Origin of the sequence: Pseudomonas sp. MS646 (genome assembly GCF_036693845.1) — a bacterium.
In the GTDB taxonomy this organism is placed as follows: domain Bacteria; phylum Pseudomonadota; class Gammaproteobacteria; order Pseudomonadales; family Pseudomonadaceae; genus Aquipseudomonas; species Aquipseudomonas chlororaphis_E.
This window is the reverse complement of the sequence record NZ_CP144763.1, coordinates 1,699,061-1,720,269: the sequence shown is the minus strand read 5'-3', so window position 1 is coordinate 1,720,269 and position 21,209 is coordinate 1,699,061. Positions and strand designations below refer to the sequence as shown.

The following is a 21,209-nucleotide window of genomic DNA, read 5'->3' as shown; positions in this document are numbered from 1 at the left end:
AATAGTCATCGGTACGGTTCAATCAGCCAGCCAGGCCTGTCGCCAGGCGTCCAGGCGCTCACCTTCGAGCAGCCACTGGGTACGCACGGCCGACTGCAAGGCGTCTCCCAGGGTCGCCGAGGCCTCACGATCCTCCAGGTGCAGGCGAATCGTGCGGATCCAGTCTTGCGCCTCGTTGCTCACGCGCGACAGCGGCAATACCTCGCCACCGACAAACCCCGGCACCCGGCTGCAAATGACCGGATGCCCGCAAGCGGCATGCTGCAGGACGCGCAGGTCGGCCGAGCAGGCGTTGCCCAGGGTTTCGGCCATCGGTACCAAGGCAAGATCAAGGTTCAACGCGGCCAGGGCGCCCGCCAACTGCTGCTGCCCGACACCCGGGTGCAGTTCTGCCACGAAAGGCCGCATGGCCGCCGGACAGTCGCCCAGCACCACCCAGTCCACTTCGCCGGCCAACGCTGGCAGCACATCGGCCAACAGCTCGGCGTCCTTGCCACCCAGCCAGCCCAGGCGCGGCCTGACGCCTACGGCACGCTTGCTCTGCAGGCGCCCCCAGGCGGCCGGCAGCAGGGTTTCCACCAGGCGAATATCATCGTGCTGGCCCTGCAACAGTTCGGCCAGCGTCGGTGAAGAGACCAATACCCGATCGGCCTGTAGCAGCCCGAACCGCAGGCGCTCCAACAGCTCATCGGCCGAGTCATCACCCTTCAATTCCATCTGCGGCAAGTAACCGTCCAGGTCGTAGACCGTGAACGCTTTGGAAAACGCCCTCAGGCGGCTCAGGGCCAACAGCCCCGCGTCATCCAGAGGCCGCTGCAACACCACGGTGGCCGGCGCCAGGCGCTCGATCTCCACCGCCGACAACACCGTTGAAACCGCCGTACCCTCGACCTGCCCGGCTTCCAGCATGGCCCGCAACGGCTGGATCAGCCGCGAGTGCCCCGTCGCCTGCGGGTCAGTGATGCAAACCAGCAGCCTCGGCACGCTGCCTTGCAGCGGATACCAGCTCAGGTCGTTGTTTTCCAGGGTAAAGCCCTCACCGGCACGCAGCGAGAAATTGGCGTTGTAGCCAGGGTCGCGGGCCAACTGCGGCATCCAGCGGGCGAACAATGCGTCCTCCTGCTCGCGGCTCGCACGGGGGGCCGGCAGCGGGTCGACCAACAGGCGTGTGAAAGGCGTCCAGACGTTCAGGTACCCCGCCTGGTACAACTTCAGGCACAGGTCGATAGAGGTCCAGGGCGCCAACAACGGATCGGTGTCGAAGCCGCCCGCTTCGAGGAACAACGCCCGACGCAGCATCAGGCACTCACCGTCCACCGCGCAGCAGCTCTGCTCAAGCCCCAGCCGCCCCATGTAGCCCGCCACCTGGGATGACACACCCTCGAAAGCCCGACCGACCGTTCCTCCCAACCCCAGCACCAGGCCCGCCTGGCGAATGCGCCCCTGGTTGTCCTGGGACTTGCCGCCCACGGCGCCGACTTCCGGGCGCTGGGCCTGGTTGAGCAACGCGTGCAACCAGCCGGGCTCCAGCACGGCGGCATGGGCATCGAGCCACAGCAGGTACTCGCCACGCGCTTCCTGCGCCGCCGCATTGCACATGGCCGCACGGGATTGTCCCGGCATGAAACGCAACACCTGGAAACGGCCTTCGCCCATCTCCTCGACCAGCGCCAGCCACTCCAGCAAGGCAGGGTCGTCGCCGCCCGGCTCGACCAGCAAGACTTCGAAGTCCACGGCGCTGGTCTGGATCAGCAGGCTTTCCAGGCAACGCTGGAAATTGACCAGTTGCCCTTCGAGGTAGATCACAATGCTGACCGAGGCCTGGCGCTCATGGCCGTAGTCGATGCGGTAGCCGCCGGGCTGCATGTCCAGGGCGATCGCCTGCCCTTGAACGTAGCCACGCGCCTGCAGATGCGCGTCGATGACCGCACGCTCATCGGCGCAGTCCGACGGCCTCGGCTCGTTGCCGATCAGCAGGGGCTCGCTGACATGCCCCACGCTCTGCCCACCTTGCTCGCTGATCAGGCGCAACTGATAGGCCAGCTCAAAGGCTCCGCCGCAGGTCTCGTCAAAACCGCACAGCTGCACCAGCGCTTCGCGACGGTACATCCAGTGACGGGAAAAACTGGCCGGGTTGGCCAACAGCAAGTCCAGGTTCAGATCGGGGCGCAGCGCGACATTGACCACGCCAGCCATGCGCAGCGCCTCGTCGGCGTACACCGCCAGGCAATTGTCGGGGGCGTCGAGCAGGTTGAGCGCCGTCACCTGCAAGCCTGCGGCCACGAACTCCTCCCCCGCCTCGACCATCATCACCCAGTCGCTCTGGATGCCAGCGAGCAAGCCATTGATCGCAGTCACCGGCTGCCTCGGATCACAGGCCAACCACTGGACGTTGGCGCGCGCCGGATCGACGCTGCCCATCACGCACACATGGATGCGCTGGTACAACTGTCGATCCAGGCTGTCGAGGGTGTGCGCCAATGCAAGCGGGTTGCCGTCATCGCGGACCAGGACCGTGAAGCTGGGGGCCGTTGGGATCGCCAAGCGCTCGTTGACCAGGCGCAACTGCTGGGCCGTCGGGTAGCGCTGGCGCAACCAGTCGAGCGCCCCCAGGCGGTTGCCGACGGCTTCCCGGGCGGCGGTCGCCTGGGTCCGGGCAATGAACACATCCAGTTGCTGCCAGAAAGACGCGGTGCGCTCAACGTAACGCGGCAAAGCGTCACCGAGGCTGGCCCGGGCATGCGCCAACGGGTCCGGCTGGTCGAGCATGGCAAAGCCCACACTGCCGAAGAAACTGGTGTCGAGCAGCGGCTGGTCGACGCCATGCCCCGGAATGAAGATCACCGGGCAGCCGCACAGCACCGCCATCACGCAGGTCATCGACCACTCGTAGGAATACATCACCTCGGCCTTGCGCAACACCTTGGCCAACTCAGGCAGGGTCAGCGGATTGGCCATACTCAGCAGACGAATGTCGGCGGGCAGTTGCGCGTAGTCGATCTTTTCCAGCGGGTGGCGGTTCTGATAGAGATAGCTACCCTCGCGCACAGCATCGGTGCCCACGCTGGAGAACATTTCGATGTCGATGGTCGGCAGGCACAGCAGGTCGCCGTCAGGGTCGCCCCGGTGCTCGGCGAGCCGGGCTGCGTAATAGAAAAACAAGTCGGTGGGCGCCGCGTCCATGCTGTTTCCGGTAAGGAAGCCCTCGAAATTCAGCAGAAAACGCGCCACGACCGAACAGTTCAGCGGATTGCCGGGGAACACCTCGGGGTACACCGCGATCGGCACTTTGCCGGCGGCCTTGTGGCGCTGTTTGATCGCGGAGGTGATCACCGGGGTCTTGAGGTCTGGATTGACCACGTCGCTGCCGCAGATGTAAGCCTCACGGCCACTGAGATTGAGCATGTGGCAGAGGTAATGCAGCGAGACCACGCCCGACGACGATTCACGGTAGGCAGGTGCGGCGAAATAGTAGGGATGCTCGGGTTTGGCATACATCAGCCGCAAACGCGCCAACGCCTGTTCAAGCGAATGAGCGTCCAACTGCGCGGGGTTCGACATCGGGTGCATCTCCACAATCAAATCAAACAGGGTGTGACTGCAAGGCCCGCTCAGGCAGCCCCTCGCGTCATGAAAGCCGATGCATCCGCGCCGGTATTGAACAACAGGTCGATGACACTGACCGCGTGCTGGAAGTCGCCGTACACCTGCGGGTATTCGGGGTAGCCGGCGTAGCTCATGTACGACACTGTGATGCCTTGGGCGGCGAACGCGGCTTCGTCGAGGTAATGGCTGGCTGCCGGTCCGGAAAGGTAATGCTCGGCACCGAGGGCCTGGCACAGGTGGATCAGACGCTCGTTCTTGCCCTCGACCCCACCCAGGTCCTCAGAACGGTAAAGCGGTGTGTGGATGCCCAACAGGGGGCACAGGCCGGCGATGAACAGGTGGTTGATCCGGGTCAGGTGGGTCAGGTCGGCCGCCTGCTCGTAGAGCGCCCGAATCGGCGCTTGCATCTGCGCAAAATACGGCGCGCGTCGGTAGCTCTGCTCGATGGTTTTCCAGTGCGCGGCGGCCCAGCCCGGAGTGCTGATCTCGACTTCATTGATCAACTGGCCGAGGCGGCCCTTTTTCTTGACCGGGATACTCAGCCAATACTCGCCCTGGGCGGTCTTGATCTTGTTACGGTTGCGCCAGTCACTGCGGGTGTACTGGACGTCGTCGTACAGGATGAACGCATCGACGCTGCGGATCAGATCGAAGTAGCCCTTCCAGGGAATGTAGTTCGACTGCACCACTGCAATTTTCTTATGCATTCTGAATCTCACGTACGCAGCGGGAACCGGGGCTGAGCCCTGTCAAAAAGTCGCCACAGAATGTGAATAAGCGGCGCACCGACCTCGGTCGAGCAAATCCCATACCAACTATTTCAGCCGCCGCTACGGTCAGGACTCAGCCTTGCCCACCTCGTACGCCCGCAACTTGTTGGCAATGGTGGTATGGGACACCCCCAACCGCTTGCCCAATTGCCGGCTGCTGGGGTGCTCGGAGTAGAGGCGCTCCAGCACCGCCTTCTCGAAGCGCCCGACGATCTCGTCGAGCCCGCCCTCAAGGGAGAAATCGCCAAGGGGCTGGCGCACGCCGTAGTCCGGCAGGCGAATGTGCTCGGCCCGCACTTTCCCGCCATCGCACAGGGACACCGCCTGGAACAACACGTTTTCCAGTTGCCGGACATTGCCCGGCCAATGGTAGTGGCTCAGGCGCTCCATCGCCGCCGGGGCCAGCTTTGGCAACGGGCAGCCGATCTGGCGGCTGGCCTGGTCGAGAAAGTGCTCCACCAACGGCGTCAGCCCATCCAGGCATTCGCGCAGTGGCGGAATGTGCAGCGACAGAACGTTCAAGCGGTGGTACAGGTCCTGGCGGAATTCGCCGCGGGCGCAGAGTTCGGAGAGGTCCACCTGGGTGGCGCAGATCACGCGCACATCCAGGTACACCTCCTCATCGCTGCCGACCCGACGAAAGCAACCATCCTGCAAAAAGCGCAGCAGCTTCACTTGCAGGCGCGGGCTCATCTCCCCGACCCCGTCGAGAAACAGCGTGCCCCCCGCCGTCAGTTCCAGCAGGCCGAGCTTGCCTTCGGCCCGGGCACCTTCGAAGGCGCCAGGGCCGTAGCCGAACAGTTCGGTCTCGGCCATGGACTCCGGCAGGCCGGCACAGTTGAGCGCCATCAGCGGCGATTGCCCGCGCGGGCTCGCCAGGTGGCAGGCCCGCGCCAGCAATTCCTTGCCGGTGCCGGTCTCGCCCTCGATCAACAGCGGCGCATCCAGCGGCGCCATGCGCCGGGCTTCACGGACCACCGCCGCCATCACCTTGGAGCTCTGGAAGATGCTGTCGAAGCCGCGTAACTCCTGCTTGCGCACGTTGTAGATACGCTCGCCGACCCGATCGGCGCGGTGCAACGTCAGGACCGCGCCGGCCATGGCCTCGCTGTCGTCGTGCTCCGATTGCAAAGGCGCGATATCGGCCAGGAACACATCGCCCTTGACCTTGACCCGCAAGCCGTTGATGCGCGACTGGTTGGCGCGCACCAGCTCCGGCAGGTCGAAATCCTCGGCATAACGCGACAGCGGAATCCCCGGCACCTCATCCACCCGCACCCCGAGCAACTGCGCCGCCGCCCGGTTCGCGGCGACGATGGAGCCGCCCATGTCGATGGACAGCACCGGAAACTCCAGGGCGCCCAGCAAGGCGTTGAGCTCCATGTGCCGACGCTCGCTGGGCATCAGCCCTACACGCTTGACGCCAAACACCCCGGCGATGCCCTCGAACTTTGGACGCAACGCCTGGAATTGAATGTTGATCAGGTTGGGACAGTGCAGGTAGATCGCATTGCCATGTTCGCCACCAACCTCCCCGCGGGCGACGTTGATGCCGTACTCCACCAACAGGTTGAGGATGTCCCGCAGGATGCCGATGCGGTTCTGGCAATGGACTTTGATGCGCATAAGGAGGCCCGGGAGCTCGTTGTGAGTAGGATTTTTCTGAGACTGAGTGCAAATAACCGTCAAGATTATGTGACAGCTGCAGGGCATTTCCCAGCTGAAAATCCAATCGGCATGGACGCACCGGCCCATCTGTAACGAAAAATTTACGAAACAGCGCCATTCCATCCACCCACGTCGCCATGGCCCTGCTGCACATTCGTCTGCTTCGCGTTATCTCTACTGCATCGCTGGACATAACAACAAAACACGCCTTTCCCCCTGAGGGAAATCAGCAGGAGAACAGCATGAAGCAGACGCAGTACGTGGCCCGCGAGCCCGATGCGCAAGGTTTTATCGACTACCCCGCCGAAGAACATGCGGTGTGGAACACGCTGATCACCCGCCAGTTGAAAGTCATCGAGGGCCGCGCGTGCCAGGAATACCTCGACGGCATCGAAAAGCTCGGCCTGCCCCACGATCGCATCCCGCAACTGGGTGAAATCAATAAAGTGCTGGGCGAAACCACAGGCTGGCAAGTCGCCCGGGTGCCGGCGCTGATCCCCTTCCAGACCTTTTTTGAATTGCTGGCCAGCAAGCAGTTTCCGGTGGCGACCTTTATTCGTACCCGTGAAGAACTGGACTACCTGCAAGAGCCGGACATTTTCCACGAGATCTTCGGCCACTGTCCCCTGCTGACCAACCCCTGGTTCGCCGAATTCACCCACACCTACGGCAAGCTCGGTCTGCAGGCCTCCAAGGAAGAACGCGTCTACCTGGCGCGCCTGTACTGGATGACCATCGAGTTCGGCCTGGTGGACACGCCTCAGGGCCGACGCATCTACGGCGGTGGCATCCTGTCGTCCCCCAAGGAGACGGTGTACTGCCTGTCCGACGAGCCCGAGCACCAGGCGTTCGATCCGCTGGAAGCCATGCGCACGCCGTATCGCATCGACATCCTGCAACCGGTGTACTTCGTCCTTCCCGAACTCAAGCGCCTGTTCGACCTGGCCCATGAAGACATCATGAGCCTGGTCAAGCGCGGCCGGGAACTGGGCCTGCACACGCCGAAATTTCCGCCAAAAGCGGCCTGAATGGCTTTTTTTGAGCCCAATTGAGTCTGTTGCGCCGCACGGCTTTGCTTTAGCGTGGGCGCATCGACGTTCTACTCTTTCGATCCAGGAACACACCATGAACACTCTGAACCAAGCCCATTGCGAAGCCTGCCGCGCCGATGCCCCGCAAGTCAGCGACGAAGAACTGCCGGTACTGATCAAGCAGATCCCGGACTGGAACATCGAAGTGCGCGACAGCGTGATGCAGCTGGAAAAGGTCTTCCTGTTCAAGAATTTCAAGCACGCCCTGGCCTTCACCAACGCCGTCGGCGAGATCTCCGAAGCCGAGGGCCATCACCCGGGCTTGCTGACCGAATGGGGCAAAGTCACCGTGACCTGGTGGAGCCACTCCATCAAGGGCCTGCACCGCAATGACTTCATCATGGCCGCGCGCACCGATGAAGTGGCCAAGACCGCCGAGGGTCGCAAGTAATGCATTTCGACGCCATCGGCCGGGTGCCCGGCGATCCGATCCTCGGCCTGATGGAGGCCTACGGCGCGGACACCAACCCGAGCAAGTTCGACCTGGGCGTGGGGGTCTACAAGGACGCCCAAGGCCTGACGCCGATCCTGGAATCGGTAAAGCAGGCCGAACAGCGCCTGGTGGATCGCCAGACCACCAAGACTTACATTGGCGGTCACGGCGACGCGGCGTTCGGCCAGTTGATCAGTGAACTGGTGCTGGGCGCGGACTCGGCACACATCGCCGAAAAACGCGCCGGCGCCACCCAGACCCCAGGGGGCACCGGGGCCCTGCGCCTGAGTGCCGACTTCATCGCCCAGTGCCTGCCCGGACGGGGCGTCTGGCTGAGCAACCCGACCTGGCCGATCCACGAGACCATCTTCGCCGCCGCTGGCGTCAAGGCCAGTCACTACCCCTACGTGGGCGCCGACAATCGCCTGGATATCGAGGCCATGCTGGCGACCTTGAACCAGGCGCCCAAAGGCGATGTGGTGCTGCTGCACGCGTGCTGCCACAACCCCACCGGTTTCGACCTGACCCATGATCAATGGCGCCAGGTACTGGACGTGGTGCGCCAGCGTGAACTGTTGCCGTTGATCGACTTCGCCTACCAGGGCTTTGGCGACGGGCTGGAACAGGATGCGTGGGCGGTGCGGCTGTTTGCCCAGGCGCTGCCGGAAGTGCTGATCACCAGTTCCTGCTCGAAGAACTTCGGCCTGTACTGCGATCGCACCGGGGCGCTGATCGTCTGCGCCGGGGAAAGCGGGAAGTTGCTGGATATCCGCAGCCAACTGGCCAACATCGCCCGCAACCTGTGGTCGACGCCGCCGGATCACGGCGCCGCCGTGGTCGCGACCATCCTTGGCGACGCACAACTCAAAAGCCTGTGGGCCGATGAAGTCCAGGCCATGCGTCTGCGCATCGCCCAGCTACGCAGCGGCCTGCTGGACGCCCTCGAGCCCCACGGCCTGCGGGAGCGCTTCGCCCATATCGGCGTGCAACGCGGAATGTTTTCCTACACTGGCCTGACGCCGGAGCAGGTCCGGCATCTGCGCGAGCGGCACAGCGTGTACATGGTTGGCACGGGCCGGGCCAACGTGGCGGGCATCGACGCGACACGCCTGGACCAATTGGCCGAGGCGATTGCTGACGTTTGTAAATAACTGTCATCCCTATCTGACACATACCCCTTTGTGGCGAGGGGATTTATCCCCGTTGGGCTGCGCAGCAGCCCTGAAAGCTGACGCCTCGGCTGTGTCAGATGGACCTGCAAAAACAGTTTGGGGGGCTGCTGCGCAGCCCAGCGGGGATAAATCCCCTCGCCACAAGAGCCCGCCAGTTGTAGCTACAGCCCTGTCCACTCACGAACAAATTCGGCGGTGTCTTCCTTCGGAGCGACGCGTGCTTCTTTCTGCGGGGTGCCCAGGTAAAGGAAGCCGATCACCTCTTCGCCGTCCTCCAGGCCAAGCCCCTTGGCCACGTGCGGGGAATACGCCAGCTCGCCCGTACGCCAGACGCCACCGACGCCCTGGGCATAAGCCGCCAGCAGGATGGCATGGGCCGCGCAGCCGGCCGCCAGCATCTGCTCGGCCTTCGGGACCTTGAAATGATCCTGCAGGCGGGCGATCACCACCACGACCAACGGCGCACGCAACGGGCCGTTGAGGGCTTTTTCCACAACGGCTTCGGCCACCAGCGGGTCGTTGAAGCGCGCCGCTTCGGCCAGCAGTTCGCCCATGCGCTGGCGCGCCGCCCCCTCCACCGTCAGAAAACGCCAAGGCCGCAACTGGCCGTGATCCGGCGCCCGCATCGCAGCGGCGAACATGACCTCGCGCTGTTCCGGCGTAGGGGCCGGGTCCACCAGGCGCGGGACGGAAACACGGTTGAGCAAAGCGTCGAGAGCCTGCATCGGCCACCTCCCTGAAAAATGTCCGGCTATTCTAGTGGCTGTACGGCGAGTTCGTTAGCGCAAATTAGAACGCCGATGCACACGCCCGTCGCGCCGGGTGCGGTTTACATGCCGCTTGCCGTCGGTAGAATGGCGCCCTTCCCCTTTCAGCCCGAGCGGACTTCATGGCGTTGCCGACCCTGCGGATCATAGGTTTCATCATCGGCATCTTCCTGATCACCCTGGCGATCTTCATGGTCGTGCCCATGGCCACGTTGCTGGTGTTCGACCGCACCGGTGACCTGCCGTCGTTCCTCTGGTCGAGCATGATCACCTTCGTCGCCGGCCTGGCCCTGGTCCTTCCCGGGCGCCCGGAACACATTCACCTGCGCCCGCGCGACATGTACCTGCTGACCGTCAGCAGTTGGCTGGTGGTGTGCATCTTCGCCGCGCTGCCGTTCCTGCTGACTCAGCACATCAGCTACACCGATTCATTCTTCGAGAGCATGTCGGGGATCACCGCCACCGGCGCCACGGTCCTGAGCGGCCTAGACACCATGTCCCCGGGCATCCTGATGTGGCGCTCGCTGCTGCACTGGCTCGGCGGGATCGGCTTCATCGGCATGGCGGTGGCGATCCTTCCGTTGCTGCGCATCGGTGGCATGCGGCTGTTCCAGACCGAGTCGTCGGACCGCTCGGAAAAGGTCATGCCTCGCTCACACATGGTGGCGCGGCTGATCGTGGCGTCCTACGTGGGCATCACCATTCTCGGCACACTGGCCCTGTGGTGGGCCGGGATGAGCCTGTTCGACGCGATCAACCATTCGATGTCGGCGATTTCCACCGGCGGTTTCTCCACCTCGGACCTGTCCCTGGCCAAATGGACGCAGCCGGCCGTGCACTGGGTGACCATCGTCATCATGATCCTCGGCAGCCTGCCGTTCGCCCTGTACGTCTCGACCCTGCGCGGTAATCGCCGGGCGTTGATCAAGGACCAGCAGGTCCAGGGCTTGATCGGGGTGCTGCTGGTCACCTGGCTGGTGCTCGGCACCTGGTACTGGGCCACCACCGACCTGCATTGGCTGGACGCCCTGCGGCACGTGGCACTGAACGTGACGTCGATCGTCACCACCACCGGCTTCGCCCTGGGGGACTACAGCCTGTGGGGCAATTTCTCACTGATGTTGTTCTTCTACCTGGGCTTCGTCGGCGGCTGCTCGGGCTCGACGGCCGGCGGGATCAAGATCTTCCGCTTCCAGGTCGCCTACATCCTGCTGCGGGCCAACCTCAATCAGCTGATCCACCCTCGGGCAGTGATCAAGCAGAAGTACAACGGCCACCGCCTCGACGAGGAAATCGTCCGTTCGATCCTGACCTTCTCGTTCTTCTTCGCCATCACCATCTGCGTGATCGCCCTGCTGCTGTCGCTGCTGGGGGTGGAATGGATGACCGCCCTGACCGGCGCGGCCAGCACCGTGTCCGGCGTCGGCCCGGGGCTGGGGGAAACCATCGGCCCGGCCGGCAACTTCGCACCGCTGCCCGATGCCGCCAAGTGGATCCTGTCCGGCGGCATGCTGCTGGGACGGCTGGAGATCATCACGGTGTTCGTGCTGTGTATCCCGGCGTTCTGGCGTCACTGACCGGTTTCGTCGCACTCGCCAGCCGTGCCCGGTACTCGCCGGGCGTGGTGTCGAACCAACGGCGAAAGGCCCGGAAAAAATTGCTCGGGTCGGCAAAGCCCAGCAAGTAGGCGATTTCCAGCAAGGTCATGGCCGGTTGCGCCAGGTACTGTTCGGCCAGTTCGCGGCGGGTGTCGTCGAGCAGGCTCTGGAAACTGGTGCCCTCCTCCTGCAGGCGGCGTTGCAAGGTGCGCTGGGACAGATGCAGCGTCTGCGCCACCACGTCGCGCTTGGGCTCGCCCTGGGGCAGCAGTCGGCACAGCACCTGCCGCGCCTTGTGGGTCACGCGGCTTTCCGAAAACCGTGCCAGGTACTCGCCGGCAAACCGGTCGTGCAGCCTCGCCATGGCCTCGTTGGCCGTGGGCAGCGGCGCTTCCAGGTCGCTGCGCTCCAGGATCAGCGCGTCGTAAGGCGCACCGAACACCAGCGGCGCGGGAAACGCCTGGCGATAAGGCGCCAGGTCCGCCGGTTCTTCTCCCTGGAACAGCACCTTCACCGGACGCAGGGTGCGCCCGGTCAACCAGTTGCACAAGGCCAGCGCGCAGGCCAGGGATGCTTCGGCGCTCTGGCGGGTGGGGGGCAGATGATCGCCGTGCACCGTCAGGATCAGCCCGTAGCCCTCTTCGAACTGACGAAAACTCAACTCGGCGCTTTCGGCGATGATCCGCTGGTAACGCACCAGCCGCTGGAAACCTTCCACCAGCGTGCGGCTGGACATCAGGGCGTAGCCCGCCACGTGGAAGGAAGCCGGGCGCACTACCTTGCCCATGTTCAGGCCAATGGCCGGGTTGCCCGAGAGTTGCACGGCCTGCTGCCAGAGCCGCGTCATCGAGTCCTGGGGAAAGCGCGCGTCCGGATCGTCCAGGGCCTCGAAATCCAACCCCAGTTGCTTGAACAGCGCCCGACAATCGAGGCCGTCCATTTCCAGCGCCTTGACAATCCCCATCGCCCAGCTTGAAGAAGTCGTTCGTTCGCTCATGACGGATCACTTGCACGAGGAGCCGCGTGCTGCGGCCGGATTTGCGAAGGATACTAGACTGGCCCTCATTGTCACTGGCCGATGCAGGTGAGCGCTCTAGACTTGAAAGGACAATAAACCCTCAAAGAGCCTGCCGTCTTGGGAAAGGTCAGATCATTCAACAGCTTCGCCGAGTTCTACCCCTACTACCTCGGCGAGCACAGCAACAGCACCTGCCGACGACTGCACTTCATCGGCACCTCCCAGGTCATCCTGCTGGTTGCCGTGGCATGGGTCGTCGGCAGCGCCTGGTGGCTGCTCGCCCTGCCTGTCGCCGGCTACGGCTTTGCCTGGGTCGGGCACTTCTTCTTCGAAAAAAACCGTCCGGCCACCTTTCAACACCCGCTCTACAGCCTGCTCGGTGACTTCGTCATGTACCGGGACATGATGCTGGGCAAGGTGGCGTTTTAACCAGGTACCAGGGGATTGTCGATGAGCACCCACGCACGCTTTACCCACATGCAGGACGGCACCCGGGAAGACTGGGCGATCATCGCGGCCGACTTCAGCACCTACGCGCGGCAGTTGCCGGGAAGGATCCTGGCCCACTTGAAACTGCTGGATGGTGATTTCGGTGGCTTCCCGGTGGATCGCCTGACCCACTCCTTGCAGACCGCCACCCGCGCTTACCGCGACGGGCGAGACGAGGAGTACGTGGTCTGCGCCCTGCTCCACGACATCGGCGACACGCTGGGCTCGTACAACCACCCGGACATCGCCGCCGCGATCCTCAAGCCCTTCGTCAGCGCCGAAAACCTGTGGATGGTGGAGAAGCACGGGCTCTTCCAGGGCTACTACTTCTTCCATCACCTGGGCATGGACCGGCACCTGCGCGAGCAGTTTCGCGAACACCCGCAGTACCAGGCCACCCTCGAATTCTGCGCCCGCTACGACGCGGCGGCGTTCGACGCCGACTACGACACGCTGCCGTTGAGCTTCTTCGAACCCCTGCTGGAAAGGGTATTCGCCGCGCCGAAGCAGTCGATCTACAAGGCGGCGATGGCTGACGCACCCGCCTGACACAACAGCAGACGACTCAGGCAGGCTCAGCCACTTTGAGGGCCTTCAACTGCGCCTCCCGCGCCTGGGCATCCGCCAGCCGATACAGCTCGATCGAGCCGTCCCAATGCTCGATCAGCGCCGTGCATGACTCGACCCAGTCGCCGCAATTGAGGTACTCCACGCCACCCACCTGGCGAATCTCGGCATGGTGGATGTGCCCGCACACCACGCCATGCAGCTCGCGCTTGACGCATTCGTGGGCGATGGCCTCCTCGAAGTCGCTGATGAAACTCACCGCGGTCTTGACCTTGTGCTTGAGGTAGGCCGACAGCGACCAGTACCCATAGCCATAACGGGCCCGCCAGTGGTTCAGCCAGCGGTTGAGCGTAAGGGTGAATTCGTAGGCCGAGTCGCCGAGGAACGCCAACCAACGGTGGTAACGGGTGATGACGTCGAACTGGTCGCCATGGATCACCAGCAGGTGCCGACCGTCGGCGGTGACGTGCACGGCTTCGTCCACCAGTTGGATATTGCCCAGGATCAGTTTCGAATAGCGGCGCAGGAACTCATCATGGTTACCGGTGACGTAGATCACTTCGGTGCCGCGCTTGCTCATGGTCAGCAGGCGGCGAATGACGTTGGTGTGGGCCTGGGGCCAGTACATGCCGCCGCGCAGCTTCCAGCCATCGATGATGTCGCCGACCAGATAGATCCTGTCGGCGTGATAGCCCTTGAGAAAATGCGACAGGTGCTCGGCCTGGCAATCCCGGGTGCCCAGGTGCACATCGGAGATCCACAGGGTGCGAACACGTTGTTTGCGGCTGGGTCTGGCGAGCTCGGCGCTGGTCATGGGCAACCCTCTGATCGTTTGTGCCACTGTGCACCCAGGCGGTTAATGGCCCATGACAGGCACAAGTCGGTTACATGACAACGCGAGGCGCGGCGCGCCGGGTGTAGACTGGCGGCCTGCCCCCGGGAGACCGCGATGAGACCGATCCTCACGCTACGCCACTACAGCCAGGACCTGATCGTCCACAGCCATGACCACGCCCAGTTGGTGTTCGGCTTGTCGGGCGCGCTGGATTTCGAGGTCGAGGGCTGCGGCAGCCAGGTGGTGCAGCAAAGTTTCGTGGTGGTGCCGGCCGGTGCCCACCATGCCTGTGACAGCCCCCGCGGCAGCCGCTGCCTGGTGCTGGATGTGCCGAGCGATGAGTGGGTCGGGCAATCCCTGGGCGACCATGCCGACGCCAGCCGGCGGTTGCTGGACCGCTGCGCGCGCCTGCCGCTGGATGCGGGGCAAAACCAGTTGGTCAGTTGGCTGGCGGGCAGCCCGGTGGACGACCCGGTGATCGCCCAGCAAGGTGCGGTGCTGCTCCTGGCCAGCCTCAATGGCATTGGCCCGCAGCCGTCCGGTGGCCGGCGCCTGCCCTTTGCCGCCCTCGACGCCCACATCGACCAGTACGCCGCCTATGCGCTGCAAGTGGCCGATCTGGCCAAGGTCGCCGGACTCTCCAGCGCGCGCTTGCACGCCCGCTTCATCGCCGAGTGCGGCCAGACCCCGATGGACTACATCCGCAGCCGCCGCTTGCACAAGGCCGTGGCGTTGCTGCGCGACAGCGACCTGCCCATCGGCGAGATCGCCCATCGCGTCGGCTACAGCTCCCAGAGCGCCTTCGCCGCCGCCATCCTGCGCGAATTCGGCGCCTCACCGGGCCAGTTGCGACGCCAACGCTAGCCTGGCGCTAAAAAACGCCAGGATCGCGACAGACACCAAGGCGTGCTTGACGCTTAAATACCCTTGTGGGAGAGAGCTTGCTCGCGATGGCGGCCTGCCAGTCAACGTTGCATTGATTGAGCAAGCTCCCACAGGGAATTGTGTTGGCTGATAGCGATCAGTGAGCCCATGCCCTTATCCACCCGTTCCAATCCACCAGCCCAAGGACCGCAATGACTCCCCGTACCGCCCTCGGCGCCCTGCACATCGGCGCCCTCATGTTTGGCCTGACCGGCGTGTTCGGCAAGCTCGCCGCCGCTTCGCCGGCGGTCATCGTGTTCGGTCGCGCCGTCTTCGCCGTACTGGCCCTGGCGGTGTTTGCCCGGTTCGCCAGCCCTACCCGTTGGCAAAAACTGCGGGCAACCGATGGCCGTCGACTGTTGTTGGGCGGGTTGCTGTTGACCGGGCATTGGGTGAGCTTCTTCATCGCGGTCAAAGTCGCCGGCGTGGCGATTGCGACGTTGGGGTTCGCCAGTTTCCCGGCCTTTACGGTGTTGCTCGAAGGGCTGATCTTCCGCGAGCGGATTCGCGCCAATGAAATCCTGCTGGTGGTGTTGGTGAGCATCGGCCTGGTGCTGGTCACGCCAGACTTCGACCTGGCCAGCGGCGCCACTACCGGCCTGCTGTGGGCCGTGGCCTCGGGGTTGCTGTTCTCGCTGTTGTCATTGACCAACCGCGCCGGCTCGGCGCATGTGCCGCCGGTGCAGGCCGCACTGTGCCAGAACGTGGTGGTTGGCCTGTGCCTGCTGCCCATGGCCGCGCCACAACTGGCCGATGTACGCCCTCTCGACTGGCTGTGGATCGCGCTGCTCGGCGTGTTCTGCACCGGCCTGGCCCACAGCCTGTTCGTCGCCAGCCTGGCGGTGATCAAGGCCCGCACGGCGGCCGTGGTCTTTGCCATGGAGCCGGTCTACGGCATCACCATCGCCTGGTTACTGTTCAATGAAAACCCGACGCTGCGCATGTTGATCGGCGGCGCGGTGATTATCGTTGCAATCGTCGTGTCGAGCCAGGTGGCCGGTTCGAAGAAACCGAGTGTCGGCACCGAGGCCGCGTCTCACTGAACCCGGTCGTTATGGCCCAGGTCGCGCGCCGGATCGATCTGGTCGCGAACCCGTTGCTTGAGCACCTTGGCCTCGGGAAACCCGCCGTCGGCCTTGCGTTCCCAGATCGAGGTGCCGTCGCAACTGATGTGGAAGATCCCACCGGTGCCCGGCACCAGCGACACCTTGCCCAGGTCGTCGGCGAAGGTGCTGAGCAACTCCTGGGCCAGCCAGGCGGCGCGCAGCAGCCATTGGCACTGGGTGCAATAGGTGATGACGATTTCCGGTTTGTGCGCGGTCATTGCGAGTGAACTCCTGGGGTCGAGGGCGTCGTTATAATACCCGCCTTTACCGTTCGCCCGAGATTGACGATGCGCCGTTTGCTGCCCTGCCTGCTCCTGTTGTTGCTGCCCCTGTTCGGCCATGCCGACGCACCCGCCGCACAAACCGCGCGACCGAAAATCGGCCTGGTGCTGTCCGGCGGCGCGGCCCGGGGGCTGGCCCATATCGGCGTGCTCAAGGCCCTGGAAGAACAAGGCATCAAGATCGACGCCATTGCCGGCACCAGCATGGGCGCGGTGATCGGCGGGCTGTACGCCTCGGGCTACAAGATCGACGAACTGGAGAAGCTGGCCCTGGGCATCGACTGGCAACAGGCGCTGTCCGATGCCCCGCCCCGCAAGGATGTGCCCTTCAGGCGCAAGCAGGATGACCGGGACTTCCTGGTGAAACAGAAGCTGAGCTTTCGCGACGATGGCAGCCTCGGCCTGCCGTTGGGCGTGATCCAGGGGCAGAACCTGGACCTGCTGCTGGAAAGCCTGCTGGCCCACGCCAGCGACACCCGCGACTTCAACAAGCTGCCGATCCCGTTCCGCGCAGTGGCGACCGACATCGCCAGCGGCGAAAAGGTGGTGTTCAGCAAAGGCCACTTGCCCAAGGTCATTCGCGCCAGCATGTCGATCCCGGCGGTGTTCGCCCCGGTAGAACTGGACGGCCGGTTGCTGGTGGACGGCGGCATGGCCGACAACATTCCATTGGACGTGGCCCGGGAAATGGGCGTGGACGTGGCCATCGTGGTCGACATCGGCACGCCTTTGCGCAACCGCAAGCAGTTAGTCACGGTGGTCGACGTGCTGAACCAGTCGACCACCCTGATGACCCGGCGCAACTCCGAAGAGCAACTGGCCACGCTGAAACAGGACGACGTGTTGATCCAGCCGGCCCTGGCGAGCTTCGGCTCCACCGATTTCGGACGCGCCCGGGAAATGATCGATGCCGGCTACCGCGCCACGCAAATCCTCCAGGCCCGCCTGGCACACCTGCGCCCCGCCGAACCGCCCGACCCGCAGCTCATGGCGGCGCGCACGCCAAGTGAACGCACGCCGGTCATCACCGCGATCCGGGTGGAAAACGATTCGAAAGTCGGCGACGACGTGATTCGCTACTACGTCCGCCAACAGATCGGCGAGCCGCTGGACCTGGGGCGCTTGCAGACCGACATGGGCACGCTGTATGGCCTGGATTACTTCGAGCAGGTGCAATACCGCGTGGTGCGCAAGGGCCAGGACCATACGCTGGTGATCAGCGCCCGGGGCAAACGAACCGGCACCGATTACCTGCGGCTGGGGCTAAGCCTGTCGGACGACATGCGCGGCGACAGCGCGTTCAACCTCGGCGCCAGCTACCGGGTCAACGGGATCAATCGCCTGGGCGCCGAATGGCTGACGCGGGCGCAGATCGGCGACAGGCAGGAGCTGTACAGCGAGTTCTACCAACCGCTGGACGTCGGCTCGCGCTATTTCATCGCACCCTATGGGCAATTCGAGTCGCGCAACGTCGAGGCTATCCTGGACAACGATCCGATCGCCCAGTATCGCGTCGAGCGCTACGGCTTCGGCCTGAACCTGGGCCGACAGATCGGCAACAGCGGCGAGGTCCGCCTCGGTGTCGGCCAGGCCTGGGGCAAGGCGGACGTGCGCATCGGCGACCACGACCAGCCCAGCGAAAATTTCAATGAGGGCTTCTACGAACTGAAATACTCGTTCGATTCCTTCGACAATGTGTATTTCCCCCATGAAGGCGAGGACATTGGCCTGGCCTGGCGCCAGTACGAACCGGGATTGGGGTCCGACCAGCGCTACCGCCAGTGGGAGTTCAAGCTGGACAAAGCCCTGAGCAGCGGCCCGAACACTTTCATCCTGGGCGGGCGCTACGGGCGGACACTCGACACCGCCGAAATCGTGACTTCAAGCTTCGTCCTGGGGGGAGCACGGCAACTGTCGGGCTTTCGCGAAGACAGTATCTCGGGGCAGAACATGAGCCTGATGCGCGCCGTGTATTATCGCCGCCTCACGCCGCGGGCGTACCTGCCGCTGGACTTCCCGCTGTACATCGGCGGCTCGCTGGAGCGCGGCCGGGCCTGGAACAACGACAATGCGTTCGACAGCGGCTACATCAATGCCGCCAGCCTTTTCCTGGGCTTCGACACACCGCTGGGGCCACTGAATTTCAGCTATGGCTTCAATGACGATGACGAGCAAGCGGTGTACCTGAACCTGGGCCAGACGTTCTGAGGGACCTGGGGCATTGGCGCCTGCTCGCGAAGAGCCCGGCAAGCCGATACCCCGTCAATGCCTAGCGAATCCCGGCCAACAACACCCGGGCGGTCTGCTTGAGGGGCTCGTCCCCCTCTTCGAGCAGTTCTTCCAGCAGTGAGATGGCGGTCTTGAGGTCGCCATCATCGATGCAGTTCTGCGCCTGCTCCAACTTCTCCGAGGTTTCCGGCACCTCGGGCTCCAGGGTAAAGGACTCAAGGGAATCGGCTTCAACAGTGCCCGGTTCGAAGGGCAATGCTTCCAGCTCCAGCGCCTGCTCTTCATCGGCAAAGCTGTCGAGGAAATCATCGTCCAACGACTCGGTTTCCAGGGGGGCCTCCCATTGCAGTTCCGGTTCGCCGAATCCCGAGAGCGACAACTCGTCAGAGGCCGCCGATGCCGGCTTTTCTACGGCAGGCGACGGAACATCGGCCAAATCCCAACTGGTTTCCAGGGACAGCGCGTCGAGGTCCAGTTCGAATTCGTCGCCCGGCACGTGGGTGGGTGGCGGGGCCGGCGCAGCAGCAGGCGGTTGCGGCGCGAGCTCGGCGGCCGATGCCTGAAACACGGCGGGAACCGCAGCCGCTGTGGCGAGGGTCGCCACCTTGGGGTAGCGCCCGCGAATACCCTCCAGCACGTCGGCGTCGACGCCCTGGGCCAGCAAATGTTGTTCCTGGGCCTGGAAACCGATGACATCGCCCTGCCTGCCCAGCACCTCCAGCAACTTGAGGCCCAGGTCGGTGCGCTCCGGCTCCGCCAGCAAGGCCGCACGCAACAACCCCGCCGCCTCGGTGAAGCGACCGTAGGTCAGGTAGATCCCGACACCTTCCAGCACATCCCCCAAGGGCGTATCGCCGTGATTGAAGGTGCTGGCGACCTCGGGTTGCGCCTTGTCGAGGGGCACGGCATAGGGTTCGGCCGCGTCTTCCAATATCGGCGCAGGGCGCTCGGGGATCGGCGTCGAATCGACCTGTTCCTGCTGGCGACGACGAATGAACAACAGCAATCCGAGCAAGCCCAGCAAGCCGACCAGCCCGCCCACCCACAGCCAGTCGATGCCGTCCGGCTCCGGCTCGGTGGCCGCTGGCGCTGTCGACTGGACGTCCGCCACCGGGGCCGCTGCCGAAGGTGGCGACGACGCCTGGGCGGCCACGGCAGGCGCGGGGGCGGACTCGGCCAAACGCGCCTGCAATTCGCTGATCTGCTTGCGCTGGCCGTTGATTTCTTCGTCCTGCGCCTGGAGCCGGGCCTGCAACGCCTCGATGGTTTTCTGTTGCTGTTGGTTTTGCAGCACGCTGGCGGCCAACTGTTCATCGGAGGCGGCCGTTACAGTGGCAGCGCCAGCGGCAGGCCCCACGGAGGTCGGCAACACGGCCGAATCAGGCAGCAACAAGCGTTGACCGATGGAGAGCCGGTCGCTGCCGGGGTTCAGCGCCTGGATGCCTTCCATCAGCTCGTTGACCGAGCCGTTGCTGCCGGCATCATGCAAGCGCTTGGCGATGATCCAAGGGTTGTCCCCCGGCACGACGGTGTAGCGCTTGCCTTGTGTCGCAGGGGGCGGCTTGATGGCCGGCGCGGCTTGGCTCGGTGTCGACGACTGCGCGGCTGCACCGGGTTCGTCATTGGCCGGCACGATCCCCGGTGTGCCGGGCGGGTCCATCAGCACGGTGAACTCGCGCAACAGGCGCCCATTGGGTTGGCTGACTTGTACCAGGAAGTTGAGGAACGGTTCTTCCACCGGTTTGCTGGAGGTCACCCGGATGTAGCTGCGCTCACCTCGCAATACCGGCGTAAAGCGCAGGTTGTTGAGGAAAAACACCCGTTCCACGCCCGCGCGATTGAAATCGTCCGGGCTTGCCAGGCTGGCCGACAGGTCGCCCTCGGCGAGCCCGGCGACATCGACCAGGGCAATATCGGCGCGCAACGGCTGGTTCAAGGCAGAATGAAGCGTGATCTCTCCCAGCCCCAGCGCAGACGCCAGGGCCGAATACCCCAATGCCCCCACGACGACCAACACGTTGACTCCACTGCGCAACGTGGACTGCAGACTTTCAAGCATGGGTATCCCTTTCGATTCGAACGCATCCAATACGATTGCTCAGTACTGGTTATAGTTCGCTAACGGCCGAATCTCAAAAGTCGGGATACCGCCGATATGCCTCAGGATTTTTCCAGGTTGGCCAGGATCCTGCCGTGGACCCGCATGCACACACGCATGTCCGCTTCGTCGATGCCTTCGAACAACTCCCGGCGCAACTGCGTGGCAATGGTTTCGATCTGTTCGATCAGCGGTCGGGCCGGCGGGCACAGCACGATCTTCTTCGCACGCCGATCTTCGGCCACGGCCTGGCGCTGCACCAGCCCTTGGGTTTCCAGGCTGTCGAGCAAGCGGGCCAGGGTCGGGCCTTCGACGGCAACGCTCTGGGCCAACTCACGCTGGGTCGGCGCCTGTTCGAAACGCGCCAGGTGCAACAGCACCAGCCAGCGTGCCTGGGACAAGCCCAGCCCCGCCAGGCGACGATCCAGCTCGGCGCGCCAGCCCCGGGACATCTGCGCCAGTTGCATGCCAAATCGGTGTTGATCGGTTAACGGCATAAAAAACTCATCAGATCTGAAATAGGGAAATGCTAATTATTAGTCAGCTAAGCATGAGCT

At 64.0% G+C, this 21,209-nt stretch carries 18 protein-coding genes; 9 read left to right on the top strand and 9 right to left on the bottom strand.

The window, feature by feature from the left end; translation table 11 throughout:
* Positions 1–18: 18 nt before the first annotated feature.
* The 3 genes from V3H56_RS07605 to V3H56_RS07595 form a co-directional block, all read right to left on the bottom strand.
* Positions 19–3,561 carry a glycosyltransferase gene (locus tag V3H56_RS07605; protein WP_338474422.1) on the bottom strand — a complete coding sequence of 1,181 codons (3,543 nt, stop codon included), beginning with the start codon at positions 3,559–3,561 and terminating at the stop codon, positions 19–21.
* Between the two features lie 50 nt (positions 3,562–3,611).
* A complete protein-coding gene (locus V3H56_RS07600; RefSeq protein WP_042731951.1) occupies positions 3,612–4,313 on the bottom strand; it encodes a WbqC family protein in 702 nt (233 codons plus the stop codon).
* Positions 4,314–4,442: 129 nt separating this feature from the next.
* Entirely contained in the window at positions 4,443–6,002 is a 1,560-nt protein-coding gene (locus V3H56_RS07595; RefSeq protein ID WP_042731952.1) for a sigma-54-dependent phenylalanine hydroxylase transcriptional regulator PhhR, read from the bottom strand.
* A 284-nt stretch (positions 6,003–6,286) separates the two neighbouring features.
* On the opposite strand from V3H56_RS07595, the gene phhA reads away from it, so the two are divergent.
* The 3 genes from phhA to V3H56_RS07580 all read left to right on the top strand — a co-directional run bounded on the left by phhA (position 6,287) and on the right by V3H56_RS07580 (position 8,719).
* Entirely contained in the window at positions 6,287–7,072 is a 786-nt protein-coding gene (phhA, locus tag V3H56_RS07590) for a phenylalanine 4-monooxygenase (RefSeq protein ID WP_047737662.1), read from the top strand.
* 97 nt (positions 7,073–7,169) lie between these two features.
* Positions 7,170–7,526 carry a 4a-hydroxytetrahydrobiopterin dehydratase gene (locus tag V3H56_RS07585; RefSeq protein WP_047737665.1) on the top strand — a complete coding sequence of 119 codons (357 nt, stop codon included), beginning with the start codon at positions 7,170–7,172 and terminating at the stop codon, positions 7,524–7,526.
* A complete protein-coding gene (locus V3H56_RS07580; protein WP_338474421.1) occupies positions 7,526–8,719 on the top strand; it encodes an amino acid aminotransferase in 1,194 nt (397 codons plus the stop codon). The genes V3H56_RS07585 and V3H56_RS07580 overlap by 1 nt, the downstream gene beginning before the upstream one ends.
* 182 nt (positions 8,720–8,901) lie before the next feature.
* Here V3H56_RS07580 and V3H56_RS07575 read toward each other — a convergent pair whose 3' ends face one another.
* Entirely contained in the window at positions 8,902–9,465 is a 564-nt protein-coding gene (locus V3H56_RS07575; RefSeq protein ID WP_042730107.1) for an NAD(P)H nitroreductase, read from the bottom strand.
* Between the two features lie 164 nt (positions 9,466–9,629).
* Here V3H56_RS07575 and V3H56_RS07570 point away from each other — a divergent pair, with 164 nt between their 5' ends.
* Positions 9,630–11,084 (top strand): TrkH family potassium uptake protein, encoded by a 1,455-nt coding sequence (locus V3H56_RS07570; protein WP_338474420.1) that lies wholly within the window; start codon positions 9,630–9,632, stop codon positions 11,082–11,084.
* Here V3H56_RS07570 and V3H56_RS07565 read toward each other — a convergent pair.
* On the bottom strand, positions 11,041–12,102 hold the full coding sequence (locus tag V3H56_RS07565) for an AraC family transcriptional regulator (protein ID WP_080922072.1): 1,062 nt from the start codon (positions 12,100–12,102) through the stop codon (positions 11,041–11,043). The genes V3H56_RS07570 and V3H56_RS07565 overlap by 44 nt on opposite strands.
* 138 nt (positions 12,103–12,240) lie before the next feature.
* Between V3H56_RS07565 and V3H56_RS07560 the strand changes: the two genes are divergently transcribed.
* Together V3H56_RS07560 and V3H56_RS07555 are read left to right on the top strand one after the other, a co-directional pair.
* Positions 12,241–12,552 (top strand): DUF962 domain-containing protein, encoded by a 312-nt coding sequence (locus V3H56_RS07560; RefSeq protein WP_338474419.1) that lies wholly within the window; start codon positions 12,241–12,243, stop codon positions 12,550–12,552.
* 21 nt (positions 12,553–12,573) lie between these two features.
* Positions 12,574–13,161: an HD domain-containing protein gene (locus V3H56_RS07555; protein WP_338474418.1), complete on the top strand. Its 588-nt coding sequence runs from the start codon at positions 12,574–12,576 to the stop codon at positions 13,159–13,161.
* A 16-nt stretch (positions 13,162–13,177) separates the two neighbouring features.
* On the opposite strand, the gene V3H56_RS07550 is transcribed toward V3H56_RS07555, so the two are convergent.
* A complete protein-coding gene (locus V3H56_RS07550) occupies positions 13,178–13,993 on the bottom strand; it encodes a UDP-2,3-diacylglucosamine diphosphatase (RefSeq protein WP_042730112.1) in 816 nt (271 codons plus the stop codon).
* Positions 13,994–14,128: 135 nt separating this feature from the next.
* Between V3H56_RS07550 and V3H56_RS07545 the strand changes: the two genes are divergently transcribed.
* Positions 14,129–14,878, top strand: a complete 750-nt coding sequence (locus tag V3H56_RS07545) for an AraC family transcriptional regulator (RefSeq protein WP_047737675.1) — start codon at positions 14,129–14,131, stop codon at positions 14,876–14,878.
* Between the two features lie 212 nt (positions 14,879–15,090).
* On the top strand, positions 15,091–15,981 hold the full coding sequence (locus tag V3H56_RS07540) for a DMT family transporter (RefSeq protein ID WP_042730114.1): 891 nt from the start codon (positions 15,091–15,093) through the stop codon (positions 15,979–15,981).
* On the opposite strand, the gene V3H56_RS07535 is transcribed toward V3H56_RS07540, so the two are convergent.
* The gene (locus V3H56_RS07535; RefSeq protein WP_338474417.1) at positions 15,975–16,262 is read right to left on the bottom strand and encodes a SelT/SelW/SelH family protein; all 288 of its coding nucleotides are present in this window, start codon (positions 16,260–16,262) and stop codon (positions 15,975–15,977) included. The two genes, V3H56_RS07540 and V3H56_RS07535, sit on opposite strands and share 7 nt — an antisense overlap.
* A 69-nt stretch (positions 16,263–16,331) precedes the next feature.
* Here V3H56_RS07535 and V3H56_RS07530 point away from each other — a divergent pair, with 69 nt between their 5' ends.
* On the top strand, positions 16,332–18,533 hold the full coding sequence (locus V3H56_RS07530; RefSeq protein WP_042730116.1) for a patatin-like phospholipase family protein: 2,202 nt from the start codon (positions 16,332–16,334) through the stop codon (positions 18,531–18,533).
* Between the two features lie 61 nt (positions 18,534–18,594).
* On the opposite strand, the gene V3H56_RS07525 is transcribed toward V3H56_RS07530, so the two are convergent.
* Positions 18,595–20,613 carry a FimV/HubP family polar landmark protein gene (locus V3H56_RS07525; RefSeq protein WP_338474416.1) on the bottom strand — a complete coding sequence of 673 codons (2,019 nt, stop codon included), beginning with the start codon at positions 20,611–20,613 and terminating at the stop codon, positions 18,595–18,597.
* 101 nt (positions 20,614–20,714) lie between these two features.
* Positions 20,715–21,149 (bottom strand): MarR family transcriptional regulator, encoded by a 435-nt coding sequence (locus V3H56_RS07520; protein WP_042730118.1) that lies wholly within the window; start codon positions 21,147–21,149, stop codon positions 20,715–20,717.
* Positions 21,150–21,209: the final 60 nt, after the last annotated feature.

Excerpts from the sequence above, each read along its gene's own strand:
- V3H56_RS07565 (WP_080922072.1), bottom strand. The coding sequence starts at position 12,102 with ATGAGCGAACGAACGACTTCTTCAAGCTGGGCGATGGGGATTGTCAAG.
- V3H56_RS07540 (WP_042730114.1), top strand. The coding sequence starts at position 15,091 with ATGACTCCCCGTACCGCCCTCGGCGCCCTGCACATCGGCGCCCTCATG.
- V3H56_RS07520 (WP_042730118.1), bottom strand. The coding sequence starts at position 21,149 with ATGCCGTTAACCGATCAACACCGATTTGGCATGCAACTGGCGCAGATG.
- V3H56_RS07550 (WP_042730112.1), bottom strand. The coding sequence starts at position 13,993 with ATGACCAGCGCCGAGCTCGCCAGACCCAGCCGCAAACAACGTGTTCGC.
- V3H56_RS07535 (WP_338474417.1), bottom strand. The coding sequence starts at position 16,262 with ATGACCGCGCACAAACCGGAAATCGTCATCACCTATTGCACCCAGTGC.
- V3H56_RS07545 (WP_047737675.1), top strand. The coding sequence starts at position 14,129 with ATGAGACCGATCCTCACGCTACGCCACTACAGCCAGGACCTGATCGTC.
- V3H56_RS07530 (WP_042730116.1), top strand. The coding sequence starts at position 16,332 with ATGCGCCGTTTGCTGCCCTGCCTGCTCCTGTTGTTGCTGCCCCTGTTC.
- V3H56_RS07580 (WP_338474421.1), top strand. The coding sequence starts at position 7,526 with ATGCATTTCGACGCCATCGGCCGGGTGCCCGGCGATCCGATCCTCGGC.
- phhA (WP_047737662.1), top strand. The coding sequence starts at position 6,287 with ATGAAGCAGACGCAGTACGTGGCCCGCGAGCCCGATGCGCAAGGTTTT.
- V3H56_RS07555 (WP_338474418.1), top strand. The coding sequence starts at position 12,574 with ATGAGCACCCACGCACGCTTTACCCACATGCAGGACGGCACCCGGGAA.
- V3H56_RS07585 (WP_047737665.1), top strand. The coding sequence starts at position 7,170 with ATGAACACTCTGAACCAAGCCCATTGCGAAGCCTGCCGCGCCGATGCC.
- V3H56_RS07570 (WP_338474420.1), top strand. The coding sequence starts at position 9,630 with ATGGCGTTGCCGACCCTGCGGATCATAGGTTTCATCATCGGCATCTTC.
- V3H56_RS07525 (WP_338474416.1), bottom strand. The coding sequence starts at position 20,613 with ATGCTTGAAAGTCTGCAGTCCACGTTGCGCAGTGGAGTCAACGTGTTG.
- V3H56_RS07575 (WP_042730107.1), bottom strand. The coding sequence starts at position 9,465 with ATGCAGGCTCTCGACGCTTTGCTCAACCGTGTTTCCGTCCCGCGCCTG.
- V3H56_RS07600 (WP_042731951.1), bottom strand. The coding sequence starts at position 4,313 with ATGCATAAGAAAATTGCAGTGGTGCAGTCGAACTACATTCCCTGGAAG.
- V3H56_RS07605 (WP_338474422.1), bottom strand. The coding sequence starts at position 3,561 with ATGTCGAACCCCGCGCAGTTGGACGCTCATTCGCTTGAACAGGCGTTG.
- V3H56_RS07595 (WP_042731952.1), bottom strand. The coding sequence starts at position 6,002 with ATGCGCATCAAAGTCCATTGCCAGAACCGCATCGGCATCCTGCGGGAC.